The sequence below is a fragment of the Faecalibacterium sp. Marseille-Q4137 genome, from assembly GCF_017377535.1.
GTDB lineage: Bacteria > Bacillota > Clostridia > Oscillospirales > Ruminococcaceae > Faecalibacterium > Faecalibacterium duncaniae.
On record NZ_JAFREK010000006.1, the window covers coordinates 40,268 to 56,165 of the forward strand.

General features: G+C 51.9%; 25 protein-coding genes. 3 read left to right on the forward strand and 22 right to left on the reverse strand.

Annotation, left to right across the window (positions count from 1 at the left end; genetic code table 11):
- Positions 1–13: 13 nt before the first annotated feature.
- The 10 genes from J3353_RS04095 to J3353_RS04135 form a co-directional block, all read right to left on the reverse strand.
- Complete coding sequence (locus J3353_RS04095; protein ID WP_207684248.1) at positions 14–1,207, reverse strand: Fic family protein; 1,194 nt, start codon at positions 1,205–1,207, stop codon at positions 14–16.
- Positions 1,208–1,345: 138 nt separating this feature from the next.
- Positions 1,346–1,858, reverse strand: a complete 513-nt coding sequence (locus J3353_RS04100; protein WP_207684249.1) for an NAD(+) diphosphatase — start codon at positions 1,856–1,858, stop codon at positions 1,346–1,348.
- A gap of 2 nt (positions 1,859–1,860) precedes the next feature.
- A complete protein-coding gene (locus tag J3353_RS04105) occupies positions 1,861–2,004 on the reverse strand; it encodes a hypothetical protein (RefSeq protein WP_223385157.1) in 144 nt (47 codons plus the stop codon).
- Positions 2,005–2,072: 68 nt separating this feature from the next.
- A complete protein-coding gene (locus J3353_RS04110) occupies positions 2,073–2,351 on the reverse strand; it encodes a hypothetical protein (protein WP_117532994.1) in 279 nt (92 codons plus the stop codon).
- A gap of 156 nt (positions 2,352–2,507) precedes the next feature.
- Positions 2,508–2,972, reverse strand: a complete 465-nt coding sequence (locus tag J3353_RS04115) for an Hsp20/alpha crystallin family protein (protein ID WP_097770687.1) — start codon at positions 2,970–2,972, stop codon at positions 2,508–2,510.
- Positions 2,973–3,187: 215 nt separating this feature from the next.
- Positions 3,188–3,664, reverse strand: coding sequence for a hypothetical protein (locus J3353_RS04120; RefSeq protein ID WP_117477261.1), 477 nt, complete (start codon positions 3,662–3,664; stop codon positions 3,188–3,190).
- Between the two features lie 10 nt (positions 3,665–3,674).
- Positions 3,675–4,502: a purine-nucleoside phosphorylase gene (locus J3353_RS04125; RefSeq protein WP_207684250.1), complete on the reverse strand. Its 828-nt coding sequence runs from the start codon at positions 4,500–4,502 to the stop codon at positions 3,675–3,677.
- Between the two features lie 165 nt (positions 4,503–4,667).
- Positions 4,668–5,219, reverse strand: coding sequence for an ADP-ribosylglycohydrolase family protein (locus J3353_RS04130; protein WP_207684251.1), 552 nt, complete (start codon positions 5,217–5,219; stop codon positions 4,668–4,670).
- Positions 5,220–5,233: 14 nt separating this feature from the next.
- Complete coding sequence (locus tag J3353_RS16460; protein ID WP_255536305.1) at positions 5,234–5,368, reverse strand: hypothetical protein; 135 nt, start codon at positions 5,366–5,368, stop codon at positions 5,234–5,236.
- Positions 5,369–5,459: 91 nt separating this feature from the next.
- Positions 5,460–6,494, reverse strand: coding sequence for a macro domain-containing protein (locus tag J3353_RS04135; protein WP_207684252.1), 1,035 nt, complete (start codon positions 6,492–6,494; stop codon positions 5,460–5,462).
- Between the two features lie 114 nt (positions 6,495–6,608).
- On the opposite strand from J3353_RS04135, the gene J3353_RS04140 reads away from it, so the two are divergent.
- Positions 6,609–7,490, forward strand: coding sequence for a DUF5131 family protein (locus tag J3353_RS04140; RefSeq protein ID WP_335341488.1), 882 nt, complete (start codon positions 6,609–6,611; stop codon positions 7,488–7,490).
- A 22-nt stretch (positions 7,491–7,512) separates the two neighbouring features.
- Here the strand turns inward: J3353_RS04140 and J3353_RS04145 are convergent, their stop codons facing one another.
- The 11 genes from J3353_RS04145 to J3353_RS04195 all read right to left on the reverse strand — a co-directional run bounded on the left by J3353_RS04145 (position 7,513) and on the right by J3353_RS04195 (position 14,337).
- On the reverse strand, positions 7,513–7,965 hold the full coding sequence (locus J3353_RS04145; protein WP_117930484.1) for an aminoacyl-tRNA hydrolase: 453 nt from the start codon (positions 7,963–7,965) through the stop codon (positions 7,513–7,515).
- Between the two features lie 12 nt (positions 7,966–7,977).
- Positions 7,978–8,565: a pentapeptide repeat-containing protein gene (locus J3353_RS04150; RefSeq protein WP_207684253.1), complete on the reverse strand. Its 588-nt coding sequence runs from the start codon at positions 8,563–8,565 to the stop codon at positions 7,978–7,980.
- Entirely contained in the window at positions 8,562–9,104 is a 543-nt protein-coding gene (locus J3353_RS04155) for an HAD family hydrolase (RefSeq protein WP_242700850.1), read from the reverse strand. Before J3353_RS04155 ends, J3353_RS04150 begins: the two co-directional genes overlap by 4 nt.
- Positions 9,089–9,550, reverse strand: a complete 462-nt coding sequence (locus J3353_RS04160) for a DUF523 domain-containing protein (RefSeq protein ID WP_207684254.1) — start codon at positions 9,548–9,550, stop codon at positions 9,089–9,091. Before J3353_RS04160 ends, J3353_RS04155 begins: the two co-directional genes overlap by 16 nt.
- A 511-nt stretch (positions 9,551–10,061) precedes the next feature.
- A complete protein-coding gene (locus tag J3353_RS04165) occupies positions 10,062–10,439 on the reverse strand; it encodes a desulfoferrodoxin family protein (RefSeq protein ID WP_055185761.1) in 378 nt (125 codons plus the stop codon).
- Between the two features lie 110 nt (positions 10,440–10,549).
- Positions 10,550–11,215, reverse strand: coding sequence for a DNA/RNA nuclease SfsA (gene sfsA, locus J3353_RS04170; RefSeq protein WP_207684255.1), 666 nt, complete (start codon positions 11,213–11,215; stop codon positions 10,550–10,552).
- 14 nt (positions 11,216–11,229) lie between these two features.
- Positions 11,230–11,667, reverse strand: coding sequence for a hypothetical protein (locus tag J3353_RS04175; RefSeq protein WP_197039584.1), 438 nt, complete (start codon positions 11,665–11,667; stop codon positions 11,230–11,232).
- 112 nt (positions 11,668–11,779) lie between these two features.
- Positions 11,780–12,298: an O-acetyl-ADP-ribose deacetylase gene (locus J3353_RS04180; protein ID WP_156074996.1), complete on the reverse strand. Its 519-nt coding sequence runs from the start codon at positions 12,296–12,298 to the stop codon at positions 11,780–11,782.
- Positions 12,299–12,308: 10 nt separating this feature from the next.
- Positions 12,309–12,836, reverse strand: a complete 528-nt coding sequence (locus tag J3353_RS04185; RefSeq protein WP_117532981.1) for an isochorismatase family protein — start codon at positions 12,834–12,836, stop codon at positions 12,309–12,311.
- A gap of 114 nt (positions 12,837–12,950) precedes the next feature.
- Positions 12,951–13,169, reverse strand: coding sequence for an HFLK protein (locus J3353_RS04190; protein ID WP_117532980.1), 219 nt, complete (start codon positions 13,167–13,169; stop codon positions 12,951–12,953).
- Positions 13,170–13,641: 472 nt separating this feature from the next.
- Complete coding sequence (locus tag J3353_RS04195) at positions 13,642–14,337, reverse strand: sigma-70 family RNA polymerase sigma factor (protein ID WP_223453893.1); 696 nt, start codon at positions 14,335–14,337, stop codon at positions 13,642–13,644.
- Positions 14,338–14,492: 155 nt separating this feature from the next.
- Between J3353_RS04195 and J3353_RS04200 the strand changes: the two genes are divergently transcribed.
- Both J3353_RS04200 and J3353_RS04205 read left to right on the forward strand, forming a co-directional pair.
- The gene (locus J3353_RS04200) at positions 14,493–14,840 is read left to right on the forward strand and encodes a DUF6054 family protein (RefSeq protein ID WP_005932394.1); all 348 of its coding nucleotides are present in this window, start codon (positions 14,493–14,495) and stop codon (positions 14,838–14,840) included.
- A gap of 1 nt (position 14,841) precedes the next feature.
- The gene (locus tag J3353_RS04205) at positions 14,842–15,201 is read left to right on the forward strand and encodes a DUF2500 domain-containing protein (protein ID WP_207684256.1); all 360 of its coding nucleotides are present in this window, start codon (positions 14,842–14,844) and stop codon (positions 15,199–15,201) included.
- 149 nt (positions 15,202–15,350) lie between these two features.
- Here the strand turns inward: J3353_RS04205 and J3353_RS04210 are convergent, their stop codons facing one another.
- A complete protein-coding gene (locus J3353_RS04210; protein ID WP_207684257.1) occupies positions 15,351–15,827 on the reverse strand; it encodes a hypothetical protein in 477 nt (158 codons plus the stop codon).
- Between the last annotated feature and the right edge of the window lie 71 nt (positions 15,828–15,898).

The following is a 15,898-nucleotide window of genomic DNA, read 5'->3' on the forward strand; positions in this document are numbered from 1 at the left end:
ATTTTTCGCCTCATTACAATGATAGGACATCAGACGCTCCACCGACACGATAGAACACCCTGTTTCCTGCTTTTCTTGCAGTAAGCAGCCCCATCTCATGGAATTTCATCACAAACGTCCGAATGGTTGCATACGCAGCGTTTCGGAAATCCTTTTCCAGCTGCTTTGTGGTAAACTCCTCTGCACCATAAGCAGACAGAACATACTCCCAGAGCAGCCGTTCTTTTTCTGTGATTTTTCCTTCCGCAAGAGCAGTTTGATATACCTCAAGATCAGTTTTCGGCGGGACTGCATCCACCTGCAGGCGGTTATAGACCTCATTGCAGAAGTAGAACAGAAAGGGAGTCACATCCGTATAACCGGAAATCAGAGCATTTCTCTCCACGCGTTCGTAGGCTTTGTAATATGCGTCCTTGTTTTCAGCGATGTATCGGGAAAACGGCGTGAACAGTGCCGCAGGATAGCCCTGCTGAACAAGATACCAGAGGTGAAATAGTCGTGCAGTGCGTCCATTCCCGTCAAAATAGGGGTGGTAGTACGCAAAGGCAAAGTGCAGAATGGCAGCCTTATGCAGCTCATTGATGCCGTCATTGGCATTCGCAAAATCGACAAGACATTTCATGGCACCGGGAAGCCGCTCTGCCGGAAGTCCCGGTCTGGGTTCTTCACCGCCCACAATAAAAACCTCGCCATGCCGATAAAAGTGGTTTGGCAGTAATCGATCTTCATCCGGGAGATAATCCCCTGTGCTGATCTGATATAGGTGATGCAGATTCTCCTCGGTGATCCTATTCTGACGATTCGCGATAAACTCCAGTCCGCGCTTCATACCATAGATGCGGGCTTCTTGTTCATCACGAGGGGCATAACCATCGAGGATATAACGGATACTGCTGCGGGTCGAGCGGATACTTTCAATTTGAAAAGTAGCATAAATTTCCTCGGTCATCGCCGACAAGCCGAAATTTTGTCCACTGACCGGGACAGAGAGCAACTGCTTCATACCATTTGTTGAAATTTGCGCGAGGTTCGGCAGGTAAAACAACTTATTTCCAGAAAAATCAGTCAACGGCAGAGGCTGCGCAAAGTTTTGCCGCAGCAATTCGGCAAATTCTTTGACGCTGACAGTCGAGTACTTGTATTCCATCTGATTGAGTTCAAACAAATGCTTATCTGAAAGCATTTTGGCAAACTGTGCCCCATCCATTCTGTCCACCTCGCAGTTGATACTTATTGATACTACATAGTATCAATATACCGATTCTTTATAAAAAAGTCAACCGAAACAGGCCGAACCAACTTTTTTCCATACTTTCCGTCAAAATTCCCGTGGCACAGCCACGAATCACATCTCCATCGGCTTATTCCCCACTTCGTCCAGATACGCATTCAAAAATTCCGCCGCAAGGCTGTTGGGACGGATGTTTTCTCTGGCTGCCTGTGGGGTGAACCACTTGCAGCGGTCCACTTCGTGGTTGATATGCAGCGCCTTTGCGGTTCTGACGAAAGCCGTAAAGTTGCACATCAGCGTGTTGGACGGCTCAAAAAACTTAGTACGGTTGAACCGGAGGTGCTCTACTTCCAACCCGGTTTCTTCCCGGACTTCCCGCACCACGGCGTGTTCTTCTGCCTCACCGCGGTTCACATATCCAGCCACCAGAATATAAGAGGGCTTGCCGTACTGCTGGATGAGCAGGATTTTCCCGGTCTCCTCATCCACAACAATCATGCTGACCGCCACATTGTACATCGGGAACCGGTATTGCTGGCATTTCGGGCAATAAGGCACAATGCCCTCTTCTTCCAGTTCTTTTTCAATCAATGCCGTACCGCATTCAAAGCAATGCTTCTGAATCATTTTTACACTCCAAACACTGTTTTCGTCAGCCGGATACCTGCTGCCGTTTTGGCATAGGTCCACACGCAGCTCAGGTGCGTGATGTCATGGATATTCCCTTCGGAAAAGGCGATCATCTTTTCCATGATCTGTGCAATGGTCATCATTTGTTTTCACTCCCGTTTTTAATACTTAAATGTTCACCTCGATAAACGCGAATTGACCGAGCTGATAGTTACCGTTTTCTAACACTCCATTCATCATCTTGAGCTTTTCTTTCAGCATAGTAACCGCAAGGCATATCCTTTAGAATACCAACAGAATTATCTAAGTCGAATACTGATTTTAAGGATACTAACTTTGCTTCGTCTGTTTCATGTGCTTTTCCACATAGAAATTGCCACATTCCATCATCTTCATCATGTGATACATACAAAATAGGCTCTCCATTCTCTAATATGTGGAAACAGGTTATTGTAGCTGTATTTGGTGCGTCATAAAATGGGAATTTCATATTTAACACTCCTTCAAATTCCGAGTTGCTGTTCTCAGTATACCATGGTTTTCCCTTACGGAAAAGATAGCGAAACAAAAATGCCCCCGGAGGGCTTGTTGCGGCTCTCCGGGGGCATCTTATGTGCGTTGTGCTTTGGCGCACACGACCGGCGTTTTACTCGATCTCGATCAGGTTCGGGTTCTCAGGCAAAGCCTTCGTCTGCTGAGGAGCAGGCAGCTCGACGTGCAGGACACCATCCTCGAACTTTGCGTGGATGTCTTCCTTCTTCACATCGCCCACGTAGAAACTGCGTGCGCAGGTGCCGGAGAAGGATTCGCGCCGCAGATAGCGGCCATTCTTATCCTTTTCGTCATTGCTGTGGCTGCGCACTGCCTGAATGGTCAGGTAGCCGTCGTTCAGATCCATCTGAACGTCTTCCTTCTTGCAGCCCGGCAGGTCAACCGCTACTTCGTAGCCGTTGTCCGTCTGTTTGACATCGGTCTTCATCATGTTTGCACCACGCTTACCAAAGGTATCACGAGCCTCACGGTTCATCATACGTTCCAGTGCAGCGTCATTCCAGAACGGATCGAAGAAATCATCGAACAGGTTTTCATGGAAAACAGTCGGCATAAGCATAAATCATTCCTCCAATCCCGGCGTTCGGGTCGGGGCAAAAAATCTGAAGCGTCCACTCGGAAAGGCTTTCCAGGGAGCCTTGCGGCTCTCCTTTTGCCCTTCCTCCTGAGCACGCCACTGTTATAGCACCATTTGTTAGCAGTGTCAAGTGTAGAGTGCTAAAATTCACAGAAAGATAATTTTCTGATAATCTTTCATGTAATCTTAGGCGTTTTTCAGGCATATGTTAGCCTTAAGCATTTGGCATCCACTCCATTCGCCACCAGAGTAGCAGCGATTTCCTCGAATGTCTTTACTACCTCCATTGCTTTTACCGGAACGACGATTTCGTCCGGTTCTCCTTTCTCCAGGAGACCTTTTGAAAAGCTCATGCCAGGGGTTTTCACTTCGCCAATATTAAAAGCCATCAAGTTCACTTTTCGTCCATCAGATGCCTCAAAATCAAAAAAATTCATAACTCCATCAAACACATCTGGCGACTCAAGTTCTTTACTGTCATAATCCAATATATGCGTATGTTCTGAAACGATTGATTTGATTTTATCCACTTCTGCCTTTTCCAGTTGCAGTCCTTGTGTATTTTCTCTGTTCTCCTGACATTGAACGAAGCCATCTTCTGACACGGACACACGGCAAAGCGGCAAACCCCAGGCATTTGCCAGCAAATAATCAAAAACGATGTTTTCTCTCATCCGAATCTCCTTATCCTTCCACCTTCTGGATCACCGCGCCCAGCCAACGGCACAGGGTATCGCCTGCCTGATTTGCGATCTCCAGCACGCGGGCGTGGCTATGCTTGACCGTCTGGATGCCGGTGGCCATGTTAGTGATGCAGCTGACGGCCAGTACCTTCATGCCCATGTAGTTGCAGACCATGGTTTCCGGCACGGTGCTCATGCCCACGGCATCGGCTCCCATCCCCGCAAAGGCGCGAATTTCAGCCGCCGTTTCATAGCAAGGGCCCATAAAGCCCATGTAAACGCCCTCCTTGTAGGCAATGCCCAGTTCATCGGCGGTCTGCTTGGCAAGGTTCCGCAGTTCCAGACTGTAAGGTTCGGTCATGTCCGGGAAGCGGGGGCCGAAGCGCTCGTCGTTGGGGCCGATGAGGGGGTTCGTGCCCATCATGTTGATGAAGTCGGTGAGGAGCATCAGGGTGCCCGGCGCAAACTCCCGGTTGATGCCGCCGCAGGCGTTGGTCAACACCACCTTTTCCACGCCCAGCAGCTTGAACACATAGAACGGGTAGCAGACTTCCTTCATGGAGTAGCCCTCATAGAAATGGAAGCGGCCTTCCATGGCGTAGACTTCCGTGTCCCCCAGCTTGCCAGCCAACAATGCGCCTTTGTGTCCTGCCACCGTGGATACCGGGAAGTTGGGGATATCCTTGTAGGACAGTTCTTCCGTATCCGTAAAGTCCGCGGTCAGCTTGCCAAGGCCGGAGCCCAGCACCACCGCGATCTTCGGGCGCTTTTTCGTGTGTGTCTTGATATATTCCGCACTTTCCAGTACCTTTTCATAAAGATGTTCCATACCGTTCTCTCCTTTTCCCAAAAAATTCGATATACTCTCTGGGTTCAGTATATCGGATTTTTCAGGCCGATGCAAGACACCCTCCATCGAGTCTTATTAAAAACCAAGGAGCAGATACTTCACATCACGAGTGTGTTGTATCTGCTCCTTGGTTCTCCGAATGTCTTATCTCTGGCCGATGTTCCACCGAAACAGCTCATATGCTTCCCGGATATCCTCCGGCAGACGTTTCAAAGTCTCGTCCCGCAGTTCCTGCGGCATCCCGTAAAAAGCTTCGGCAATGCCGCCGGTGATACAGGCAAGGGTGTCGCTGTCGCCGCCCAGAGAGACCGCATTGCGAAGTGCATCCTCAAAACTGACGCTTTCCAGAAAAGCAATGATTGCTTCCGGCACAGTTTCCTGACAGGTCTCCACATGATGATAGGTCGGCCGAATTTCATCGCAGGTACGGTTCAGGTCATAACCGCGGAACATCCCGCCGTAACCGGCATGGGGATATTCACGGCCCCAGAACCGCATTTCATGCTGCACTGCACAAAATGTTCTCTCCGGCAGACCCTTTCCGTCAATCAGACCAACTGCCACCGCAGCGGTCATGACGGTATCATCGGTGAAGTGCGATTTCTCGCTCAGCAGCGGAAAATCCTTGTGCTTGTAATTGTTGTGGTCAAATTCATAGGGACTGCCCACGATGTCACCCAAGATTGCTCCTAACATGGCTGTTTCCTCCCTTACCTATGATGCCGCTTCTGGAAATCAGCTTCGATTTGTTCTTTCCACTCTGCGCCGATGGTATCCTGCTCCAGCCCACCCATGGAGCCGCTGCGGTCGAGGATAAAAACAAGCTCTGTAAGATTCTTTTTCATAATAAATGCCCTCCGTTTTTGTGGTGTTCTGTCTTTCTGACAGAAGGATACCACAAACCGGCAGGCAAAAGGTCAACGGGCAGGCGACAAATCACGCACCCAGCTGTTCCTGATCGTATTCAAACAAAAGGGTATTGACCTGATTGATATTATAAATTTTCTGTTCCAGACAGTACCGCACGATCCAATCCCGCTTGGAGCCATCGGAGAAGGCATAGCCTGCGCTTTTGAGCAGGTCGATGGTCTCATCCTCCGACAGATGCAGTCCCACCGCAAAGGCAAGCACAGTCTTCTTTTTGGGGTTGTAGTCCCGGTTGCACTGAATTTTGGAGAAATGCTGCCGGGAGATGTTTGACTGCTTGTACACGGTGGAGTCTTTCAGCCCCCGCTCGTCAATGAGCCGCAGCAGCCGGGTGGTGAAGCTCTCGCCAAGGTTGTCCATCAGGCTTTCCAGACTGCGGGATGTCCTGGGTGCCGCGGCGGGTGCCGGAACTGCACCTAGCATCGGCAGGGCAGCATCTTCTTCCGGAAGCCTCCGCCGACGCTCTGTGGATTCTCTGCGCCGACGGCCAAATCCGTAGCCTTCATCGTTCTGTGCTACATAGTGGTCGTCAATGTACTCCTCCACCGAGGCGAACAGCTTCCGGCTCACGGCCAGCGAGTCCCGGTCGTAAAGCACCAGATACACAGTCAGGTCGTGCTCCATGACGTACTGTGTGATGGTGTCCACCGCAATGCGGAAGGCCTGTTCTTTGGGGTAGCCATAGTTCCCGCTGGACAGCAGCGGGAAAGCCACGCTTTCGCAGTGGTACTTTGCGGCTAATTTCAGCGCAGAGTGGTAGGCACCGGCTAATTGTTCTGCTTCGCCGAACCCGCCGTCGTGCCACGCTGGGCAGACTGCATGGAAAACGTACTTTGCCGACAGCCCGAATGCCGGAGTACACACGGCTCTGCCCAAATCGCAACGGCCGATGGCTTCGCAGGCGGCGGTCAGCTCCTGCTCCCCTGCCGCCTGATAGATGGCACGGCTGGTGCCGCTGCCCTGCAAAAGGTTCCGGTTGGCCGGGTTGACAATGGCATCCGCTGCCACCTTGGTGATGTCGTTGCGGATCATCAGAAACGGCATGGTGGTTCCTCCCTCACATGGTTTTCTTCATCCTATCACATCCGATGGGGTGGCGCAAGGGGTGCTCTTGTTTCCTGTCCGCGCAGCTATTATAATAATAGGTACCGAAAGAAGGTGAGCTTCCTGCACGACATCTGGAATCCATGGCACGGCTGCGTCAAGTGCAGCGAGGGCTGCCAGAACTGCTACATGTATTTTCTCGACCGGATGCGGGACCAGAACGGAGCCGAGATCTACAAAACGAAAAGCGGCTTTTCCTATCCGCTCCAGAAAGACCGCACCGGACACTACAAAATCCAGAGTGGTGAGCAGATCCGGGTCTGCATGACCTCGGATTTCTTCTTGGAAGAAGCCGACCCGTGGCGGGCTGAGGCGTGGGACATCATGCGCCAGCGCAGCGATGTGGTGTTTTTTCTGCTCACCAAACGGCCGCAGCGGGTACGTGAGTGCCTGCCGCCGGACTGGGGCAGCGGTTGGGACAACATCTTTTTCAACGTCACCTGTGAAAATCAGCGCCGCGCCGATGAGCGCATTCCCATTCTGTTTGACCTACCCTTCAAGCACAAGGGCATCATGTGCGCGCCCTTCATCGGGCCAGTAAGCATCCGGCAGTACCTTTCCGCCGGGCAAATCGAGCAGGTCATCTGCGGCGGCGAAAACTATGATGGTGCCCGCCCCTGCAATTTTGATTGGGTCAAGTCTCTCCGGCAGGAATGCGTGGATGCCAATGTGACCTTCTGCTTTATCGAGACCGGTACCGTGTTCATCAAGGACGGCAGGCGCTACCACCTGCCAAACAAGCAGCTGCAAAGCCGAATGGCCTGTAAATCCGGCATGAACTATCAGGGCAGGCCCATTCATTTTGACCTCGTGGACGACTGGGGCTACCCCATCCCGCAGGAAGATCTCTATGTGCCCCATTTCCGCGCAAACTGCGAGACCTGCGGCAGCAAGTTGATCTGCAACGGCTGCAGCGATTGCGGAAAATGCTTATAAAATAAAGGAGTTCTATCAGGAATCAATACAAATGGAACTTATGGCTGATCTGGTGTGCAATTTCATCCGGCAGCGGGCGGAAACCGATGCAGGTCAGGGTCATGCCTTCTCCGTTTTCATCAAATTCTTCCGGCTCCAGCTCGGTGTGGCAGGCATCCCGGATAAGGAAGAAGTCTTTGTTTTCCACAAGGCCCAATTCCTCGGCAATTGTCTTTGCTTTCAGCAGCTGATTGCGGTTCTTTGCCCCGCAGATAGTTTTGGTAAAAGAGCCATCGAACCATTCTTCATAGGTTGCTTTCTCCAACATGATTTCTGCCCGATAGCCGGTAATTTCTCCGTCTTTCTCAATGGGTTTCACGCCCTGTCCCATGCCGATGGGGTCGGTGAGGAATGCCAGCGAAGCGTGGCAGCACTGCGCCGCCAGCTTGCCAGGCGACATCTGCAGATCTTTTCGTGCAATGATGAGTTGACGCATTTTTCCTCCTTCTTACGACAGCTTGATCTTCAAATCCGCCAACAGATTCACCGCTTCCGGCAGCGAAAATTTCGCATCCTTCAGGCGGCTGCCCAGAATGTCCACCTTATAACCGGCGGCATCCCGGAAATCCGCCTTGCGCAGGTCACACTGGTAGAATTCCGTTTCGTGAAGTTCCACGCCCTTGAAATTCGCCAGCTGCATCTCGCATTTGGCAAACATTGAGCCGACAATTTCGTTGCCATCCGAAAAGTCGAAGCGGTTAAAGTTCATTTCGGTGAAGGTGTTATATTTCAGACTGCACTCTTTCAGCGTGTGAATGGGGTCTGGGAAGGCACCGTTGGACATCAGTGGTGCCCACTCGATTTCCTGCAAACGGCAGTCCTCAAAATCCAGCGACTGCACCGAAGAATGGGTGCTGCGCAGACCTGTGATCTCACACCGCACGAATTTGCACTCATTCAGCGTGGTATGATCCAGTTCGCATTTGGTAAAGGAGCAATCCACAAACACGCAGTCGGTAAAGCCGCAATCCTCAAAAGCCTCCTCGGTGAGCGACAGGTCAGCAAACCGTTCACCCTCACAATAACGCTCTGTCATAAAATTCTCCTGTCAGCGCAGTTCGCCTCTTTCCATCGTGGGACAAGCCGTTCCGTGTAAGATTCTACGCCTTCGTGCAGATACACCGATACTTTTGTGATCTCCTCCGGCACCTCGGAAGGGTCATGGATGATTTGATAATTGTTCCCGATGAACTGAATACGCTTGAGCATTCCCAGACCCCGCTCCATCAGGTATGCAGTATTCTGACCGGAGAGCATCACTTCGCCCTGCCCGTCGCTGCGGGTCCACAGGTCGTTGGCGATTTCTTCGGCCAGTGCACGGGGCATCGGGTTCTTGGCGATGCACTGTTCGTCTTTATAGATCACGCCGCCGTTCTCACAAAGAAACACACAGCAGTCTGCCACCGGTGCAAAGAGCTTGCGCAGGCTGGTATACTGCCGGCCGGATGCCGGGCAGAACAAAATACCGCGCCGATGCAGCTCCCGTATCTGTTCAACGATCTCTCCTTCCAGCTCTTTCCTGCCGTATTGCAGCAGCGTACCGTCAATATCGCTGCAAATCAGTCTGATTGACATTTTCCGTCCTCATTTTTCAAGATAATTTTAGGCAATTCCCCGGCATCCAGAACGCGGATGCCTTTGTCCATCAGCATCTTGGCAAAAACACCCTGTCCGGGAATCTTTGTCCCAGAAAACGTTCCGTCGTAGATTTCCTTCACGCCGCAGCTGGGACTGCGGGATTGCAGGATGGCAAGCTCCACCCCATTTTCTTTTGCGATGGCAAGGGCCTTGGCTGCGCCCGCTCGGAACTCCCGGTCCACATTGATGCCCTCTTTGTTCGTGACAACGCCCTGCACGATTTCCGCCGGGCACCGCGGTGTGGGCAGGCCGCCCAGCACCTCCGGGCAGACCGGAACCACCTGATGCCCCCGCGCAAAATCGCAAACCGCCTGATTGTAATTGTTTCCGCCGCTGTATTTGCAGTTTTCGCCCAGCAGACAGGCGCTGACCAGAATCTTCATTGTTGCGCGCTCCGTTTTTCAGATATTGAATCTTTTCCCTATTCTACCACGCTTTTGGGCATTGAAAAAGAGGATTTTGCTTTTCCTATCCCCATACCGGGAGGTCCGCCGTAATCTTTTCTAATTCCTGTGCAAGAAACGTCAGTCTTTCCCTCAGATGGTTGTTATGCGGTGCATCTCCGTTCAGCAGATAGTCCGTTCTGACATTCAGGCAGGACGAAAGATCCTGCAGCAACTCAATCGAGCAGCAGCGGCTTCTCGTTTCAAAAGCATCAATATGTCTTAGTTTGCAGCGCAACCATATCAAATTTTCTACGTTTTTCACAGGTCTCATTTTCACGATTCCACGCAAAAAATTGAACGCTATCAGCGTTTAACAAACGCATATAGTGTGCCTACTCATTTTATCCATCCCATTTATACACAGTTCCGAACCAAAGGAACCGCATAAAGTTCTCATCAAAAAAAACAGGGAGTGACATCAAATCACTCCCCGTTTGCATTGATTGTATCAGAGTTTCGTCATCCAGAGCCCATGCAGATTGCAGTATGCGTAAACGGCCACCGGTTTTTCACTGCCCAGTTCAAACACCGCGTTGGGAGCCTGCCCCGGATTCAGATAGCGGATCTGCCCGCCGTTCTCAGTCTCCACGAAGATCCACTGGATATAGTGAACATCCGCCATGGGGTGCTCCACCGCGCCCACTGTGACCGTGAGACGACTGCCAGAAAGCTCTGCCACCGGCAGATGCTTCTCGCCGCTGGCTTCCACCGTATTGGGAACCAGCTCTTTCATTTTCTCCCCGCAGCAGACCAGCGGAACGCCTGCGTTATGGATGGTAGTGACGAGGTTGCCACAGTGATTGCAGATGTAAAACTTTGCCTTCATATCGAAATCCTCCATTGGAATGTTATCGGTGTGTTTCTTGTATCTATATGATAACATTTCCTATTTATGATTTCTGTAACTGAATCACGCAAAGCGTTTTTCTGCCGTCTTCACCCTTCCCTCTGCTCCACGATTTCCAGACTATCCCGCCCTACATGGCAGAGCAAAAACAGCACTTGCACACCTGCAGCCTTTGCTTCGGCCAGTGCCGTGCCAAACTCCGGCTGTGTGCTGACATTTGGCCGCACCTCGGTGATGCCTTCCATCTGAATCACAAAGGCCACAGCGCACTGATATCCTGTCCGCTGTGCCTGTGCCAGCTCGTGCAGGTGCTTCACCCCCCGCTCGGTGGGTGCATCCGGGAAATAGCCGATACCGTCCACTTCCAGTGTGCAGCCCTTGACTTCCATCAGATACTTTTGCTCGCCCTTTTCCATATAAAAGTCGATGCGGGACTTCCCATAGGTGAATTCCGGCTTGATATAGTCGTAGCCCTGTTTTGCAAGCCACTCCCCTACCACCTTATTGGGTGCCTGACTGTCCATATTGACCCAGCCAAGTTCCTGCTTGCGTACCGCCACAAGGTCGTATTTTGTCTTGCGTTTCGGGTTGTCTGACACTTCCAGACGCACCGCCGCACCGGGCAGCAGCAGTTCCCTGCACCGCCCGGTGTTCTTGACATGGACGGTTTCCACTGCTCCATTCACTTCCACATGGGCAATAAAGCGGTTGGGACGGTCAACAAAAATGCCGTCTGCGATTTCTCTGTATTTCAATCTTTACTCCATTTTCAGTACAGGATTCGGGAGCCATGCCCATCCTGTTTACTAAGATACAGTTCCACGACCATCCTGCCGTTTTCGCTGTTGCAGAGTTCTTCCTTGCAGTAGCCGCAGAGTTTTCCTTCCGCTTCCGATACGTAGCGGTGCAGAGGTTCCTGCAGGTCTTTCGGGATGCTGCTCCATGGAATGACATAGCTCATGCCCGTATCCCCCACATCCACGATGCAGGCCCGTTCACTGTCCTCATCGGATAAAATCAGGTTCACCAGAAACACATCCGCAAACGGTGCCCCCTGATACTCTGCCTTTTGCCGTCTGCGCTCTGTCCGAAGCTCGTCCAGTGCCCGATTCAGGTCATTTTCTGGCAGCGTGGACTTGTACAACAGGACATGCAGTTTCTGCTCCACCGCCCCACTGTCATTCTGACCGTCCGTCGGGAGTTTCACGTCTGCATGAATACACAATCACTGACAAGCATCCGAAGAACAGAAATCCTGCCGCAAACCCGATCCCTGTAAACAGCTTTTTGAAAAAGCCCATCTCTCACACCTCTTCCGGTTACAGCCTTGCCTGATATACCCGCTCCGTCCGGGCATCGAAGCAGCAGAAAATCACCTGCATTGCGTAATACGCATGTGCTTCCAGCCACTGTGCCACTGTTTTGACTGCAATCTCCGTGGCATCTTCCAGCGGGTAGCCATACACGCCGGTCGAAATTGCCGGGAACGCAATGCTATGGACATCATGCTCTTTGGCAAGGTTCAGCGAATTGCGGTAGCAGTCCGCCAGCTGCGCGGCATCCTCTGCTGTGCCGGAATATATCGGGCCTACCGTATGAATGATATACTTTGCTTTCAACCGGTAGCCCTTAGTGATTTTTGCTTCTCCGGTGCGGCAGCCGTGCAGCGTACGACACTCCGCCAACAATTCCGGTCCTGCTGCCCGGTGGATGGCACCATCCACGCCACCGCCGCCCAACAGACTGCGATTGGCCGCATTCACGATGCCGTCACAGTCCAGTTTGGTAATATCACCCTGCACCACTTGAATCTGATTTTTTACTTTTTCAAAAATCATTGTAAACACATCACTTTTTGAGCAGTTCCAACGCTTTCTCCATAGGCACGCAATCGGCATAACAATCTGGCCAGAGGAATTCATTGTAATAGTGGTAGCTCTGCTCCCCTGTCATATACTCGTTGTCCTGCGTGGAATTTGCATAGGCAGGGACGATCATATGAAAATCGTGCTCAAAGCCTGCTTCTATCGTTGCATTGATGCAGAAGTCGGTCATGATGCCGCAGACCATCACATCTTTTTCGCCCTTTGCGGTCAGATATTCCAGCAATCCGCTCTCTTTCTTGAAAGCGTTGCATACAGTCTTGACGAACCGTTTTTCGGTCTGCAGTGGTGCAAACTCAGAATAGATATCAAACTCATCATCCCCGATGGAGAAACCGGTGCCGGGCCCATCGTCATGCTGGACATAGACGACCTCGATTCCCTGTTCGCGGGCAGTCCGGATCAGCTCCTTGATGTTGCTGACAAACTTTTCAAACGCATACAGGCGTTCATCCACGATACCTTTCTGTGTATCCACAACCAATAAAACCATGTGTTAGCCCTCCTGTTTTTCTTTGGTTTCATTCTACCATAGACCGTTGCTTTCTACAAGCGGATTCAAAAAATCCCCACAGGGAAAACCTGTGTTTCACCTGCAGGGATTGATTCAGCCATCCAAGATGATCAGGATCAGCACCACGACCACTGCAATAGCGATCAGGCAGCCGCATCCGCTGCCGTCCCCGCCGCCACCGCCATTGTTGTTGTGGTTTCCGCCACCACCACCGCCGCCGGACGAGCCGCCGAAGTTGCGGTTGAACGCCGTCATGTACTGGGCATAGCCCGTATCGCCTTTGCCGAAGTAACCATAATCACCGTTTGACATTGTTTTGTCCTCCTCAGAAGTTTCTTTTTGTTTCTTCTAAGGTCATTTTAGCAGAAGTAATGTCCCATAAAGTTCTCTTTTGCAAAATTTTCTTCAGGTTTCTTGCAAACTATTGCGTAAATCAGTGTAGGCTTGCCATCCTGCAACATTTCGACCGCAAGAACGCAACAGAACACAGAATTCTTCTCACATACTTTCCTTCGAATCAATTTAGCACTCACAGAAGGCAGCATGCCGTGATCGTCTGATACCATTGCTGCTCCCGTACTGCCAATGCTTTTTTCATAGAGGCTTCCTTTTCTCGGTGGTGTCCTTTTCAGGTCACTCGCTTATGGAATCTATTTTTTCGCGTTTGCCTTACGGATTTTCATTTCATTTTGCACCTTCTCGTTTTTCAATTTTACGAATTCAGTATACCACACCAAATCCCATTGCAAAAGAGGATATGTACGCCGCCCGCAGGCGGCACCCTTTATTCTCCCGGTGATTCTTGAAGCCAGCCTTTGCGCAGCTGTTCCAGTGCGTGGGTCTCGAGCCTTGAGACATAACTTCTGCTGATCTGGAGCAGCTGTGCCGTTTCCAGTTGGGTCAGGGGCGGCTGACCCGCCAGCCCGTACCGCAGCAGAATCAGCTTGCGCTCCCGGGCGGGCAGGCCCTCGATCAGCCTGCGCAGCCGCCGGGCCTCGTCCTGCCGCTCACAGGCATCCTCCATGCAGAAGCCGTCCTGCAGCACATCGGAAAGAGTCAACGCGCTGTCTTCTTTCCCCGCTTCCAGTGTTTCCTGCAGGGAAACGACCACACCATTTCTGCGCTCCCTGCGAAAATGCATCCGCAGCTCATTCTCAATGCATCTGCTGGCATAGGTCGCAAACCGCGCCTTGCGGGTGGTGTCAAAGGTATCCACGGCCTTCATCAGCCCAATGGTTCCAATTGAGATCAGGTCCTCCTGGTCGCCGGGCTGGGCGTAGTATTTCTTTGCCACATGGGCCACCAGCCGCAGGTTGTGCCGGATGATCTTCTCCCGCGCACTCCTGTCCCCCGCCCGCAGAGCCGCAAAGGTTTCGATCTCCTCCCGTGCGCTGAGCGGCTTTGGGAAACTCCCCGCTTCCAGATGCAGCGCCAGCACCAGAAATTTTGTAGCGAAAAATTGCAGCAGCGTTAATAGCATACACAGCACCCCCTGGTGCTACTGTATGCTGTTGGAAGATCACAAAGTATTCCTCCGAATCCGGAGCGCAGGGATGGCATTCTGCAATTTTCCTGCGGGTTCGTTCGTATTAAGGATAAGGGACCGAATTTTGTTGGTAAAACGGAGGAACCATTATGGCGATCTTTGAAAAGACCATTCAGAACAAGAAATTTGATCAGCTGCTCTGGAAGTTGGAAAACGAAATTCCGGCCAGCAGCTGGTCGGCAGAGCTGGAAGCCGGAAGTGATTTCAAAGAGGGCGATGCCCGGTGCAGCGTCCGCGTCTTTGAACGGTACAGCGTGATGGGCGGTAATCGCCTGAGTCTGACGCTGACCATGTTTCAGAACGGGGACAGCCCGATCCGGTTATCCGCCATCACCGCAGGCGGCAGTCAGGCGGTGTTCTTCAAAGTGAACACCCTTGGAGAGGAATCCTTTTTGGAGGACGTAAAGGGACTGCTGGAAGAAATTTTGGAGGAGTAAGATGTTTTTCGCTGGATTTGATCTGTTGTTCAACATCCTGTTTCCCATCCTGTTCCTTGTGGTTCTGGGCATGATTCTATACACCATCATCGGAAATATCCGCACATGGAATAAAAACAACCATTCGCCGCGGCTCACCGTTCCGGCAGCGGTGGTGGCAAAGCGCACGGAGGTCTCTCATCACCACACGGACAACACGATGATGCATACGTTTACCACCTATTATGTGACCTTTCAGGTAGAGAGCGGCGACCGCATGGAGCTTACCGTAAGTGGTTCGGACTACGGAATGCTTGTGGAGGGCGACATTGGAAAGCTGAGTTTTCAGGGCACCCGCTATCTTGGGTTCCAGCGGAACTGAGTGTTTCTGCACTGCTGCCCAACTGGATGAATCGTAAGTTGAACAAGGCAGGATTACACACAAAAAAACATCTGCTGCCCCTTTGCCGGACGTGACAGCCTCCGGTGTGGGACAGCAGATGTTTTTCCTTTTTTACGATGCAGTCAGATTCACTCCGCAATGGGCATGGTCTGGTAGAACCAGTCCTCAATGGCCTTGCGGGTCCGGGCGAAGAACTGCTTCACCGGGCAGGCAGCGTCGCGGGCTTCCTGCTCCAGATCCGTACCTGCGGGGAAATTGCGGATGACGGTATAAGCCACCGACTGCGGCGGCAGCGACATCATCACGGCAGGGTCGTGCACCACACAGATCTGCTCCCCCACTGCAAGGGTAGCGGGATCGGAGGTGGTCTTTTCGTCATGGTCCTGCCACTGGGTGCGCTCAGTGATCACCATTTCATAGGTCTCCTGCCCCTCTGCGGTCACCAGTACGGACTCCACCGTGCCGTCCTCATTGCGGCTGATCTCTTCCACCGTACCATAGTAGTAGAGCCGCTCCGAAAACAGTGCCGAGGCAGCGGGCAGTGCACTGACACTGAGCAGCAGCACTGCAAGCAGACAAAAGAACGAGCGATAGGTCTTTTTCATAAAAAGCCTCCATTTTTCATGTTGAAGCGGAGCACCCGCCGCATGGCGCTCCCGGATGCCTTATTCTAACA

Excerpts from the sequence above, each read along its gene's own strand:
- J3353_RS04150 (WP_207684253.1), bottom strand. The coding sequence starts at position 8,565 with ATGACAGAGCGTTATTGTGAGGGTGAACGGTTTGCTGACCTGTCGCTC.
- J3353_RS04210 (WP_207684257.1), bottom strand. The coding sequence starts at position 15,827 with ATGAAAAAGACCTATCGCTCGTTCTTTTGTCTGCTTGCAGTGCTGCTG.
- J3353_RS04110 (WP_117532994.1), bottom strand. The coding sequence starts at position 2,351 with ATGAAATTCCCATTTTATGACGCACCAAATACAGCTACAATAACCTGT.
- J3353_RS04130 (WP_207684251.1), bottom strand. The coding sequence starts at position 5,219 with ATGTTAGGAGCAATCTTGGGTGACATCGTGGGCAGTCCCTATGAATTT.
- J3353_RS04095 (WP_207684248.1), bottom strand. The coding sequence starts at position 1,207 with ATGGATGGGGCACAGTTTGCCAAAATGCTTTCAGATAAGCATTTGTTT.
- J3353_RS04185 (WP_117532981.1), bottom strand. The coding sequence starts at position 12,836 with ATGGTTTTATTGGTTGTGGATACACAGAAAGGTATCGTGGATGAACGC.
- J3353_RS04105 (WP_223385157.1), bottom strand. The coding sequence starts at position 2,004 with ATGATGACCATTGCACAGATCATGGAAAAGATGATCGCCTTTTCCGAA.
- J3353_RS04180 (WP_156074996.1), bottom strand. The coding sequence starts at position 12,298 with ATGATTTTTGAAAAAGTAAAAAATCAGATTCAAGTGGTGCAGGGTGAT.
- J3353_RS04190 (WP_117532980.1), bottom strand. The coding sequence starts at position 13,169 with ATGTCAAACGGTGATTATGGTTACTTCGGCAAAGGCGATACGGGCTAT.
- J3353_RS04205 (WP_207684256.1), top strand. The coding sequence starts at position 14,842 with ATGTTTTTCGCTGGATTTGATCTGTTGTTCAACATCCTGTTTCCCATC.
- J3353_RS04115 (WP_097770687.1), bottom strand. The coding sequence starts at position 2,972 with ATGCTTATGCCGACTGTTTTCCATGAAAACCTGTTCGATGATTTCTTC.
- J3353_RS04160 (WP_207684254.1), bottom strand. The coding sequence starts at position 9,550 with ATGAAGATTCTGGTCAGCGCCTGTCTGCTGGGCGAAAACTGCAAATAC.
- J3353_RS04165 (WP_055185761.1), bottom strand. The coding sequence starts at position 10,439 with ATGAAGGCAAAGTTTTACATCTGCAATCACTGTGGCAACCTCGTCACT.
- J3353_RS04100 (WP_207684249.1), bottom strand. The coding sequence starts at position 1,858 with ATGATTCAGAAGCATTGCTTTGAATGCGGTACGGCATTGATTGAAAAA.
- J3353_RS04120 (WP_117477261.1), bottom strand. The coding sequence starts at position 3,664 with ATGAGAGAAAACATCGTTTTTGATTATTTGCTGGCAAATGCCTGGGGT.
- J3353_RS04195 (WP_223453893.1), bottom strand. The coding sequence starts at position 14,337 with ATGCTATTAACGCTGCTGCAATTTTTCGCTACAAAATTTCTGGTGCTG.
- J3353_RS04200 (WP_005932394.1), top strand. The coding sequence starts at position 14,493 with ATGGCGATCTTTGAAAAGACCATTCAGAACAAGAAATTTGATCAGCTG.
- J3353_RS04125 (WP_207684250.1), bottom strand. The coding sequence starts at position 4,502 with ATGGAACATCTTTATGAAAAGGTACTGGAAAGTGCGGAATATATCAAG.
- J3353_RS04145 (WP_117930484.1), bottom strand. The coding sequence starts at position 7,965 with ATGCGTCAACTCATCATTGCACGAAAAGATCTGCAGATGTCGCCTGGC.
- J3353_RS16460 (WP_255536305.1), bottom strand. The coding sequence starts at position 5,368 with ATGAAAAAGAATCTTACAGAGCTTGTTTTTATCCTCGACCGCAGCGGC.
- J3353_RS04155 (WP_242700850.1), bottom strand. The coding sequence starts at position 9,104 with ATGTCAATCAGACTGATTTGCAGCGATATTGACGGTACGCTGCTGCAA.
- J3353_RS04135 (WP_207684252.1), bottom strand. The coding sequence starts at position 6,494 with ATGCCGTTTCTGATGATCCGCAACGACATCACCAAGGTGGCAGCGGAT.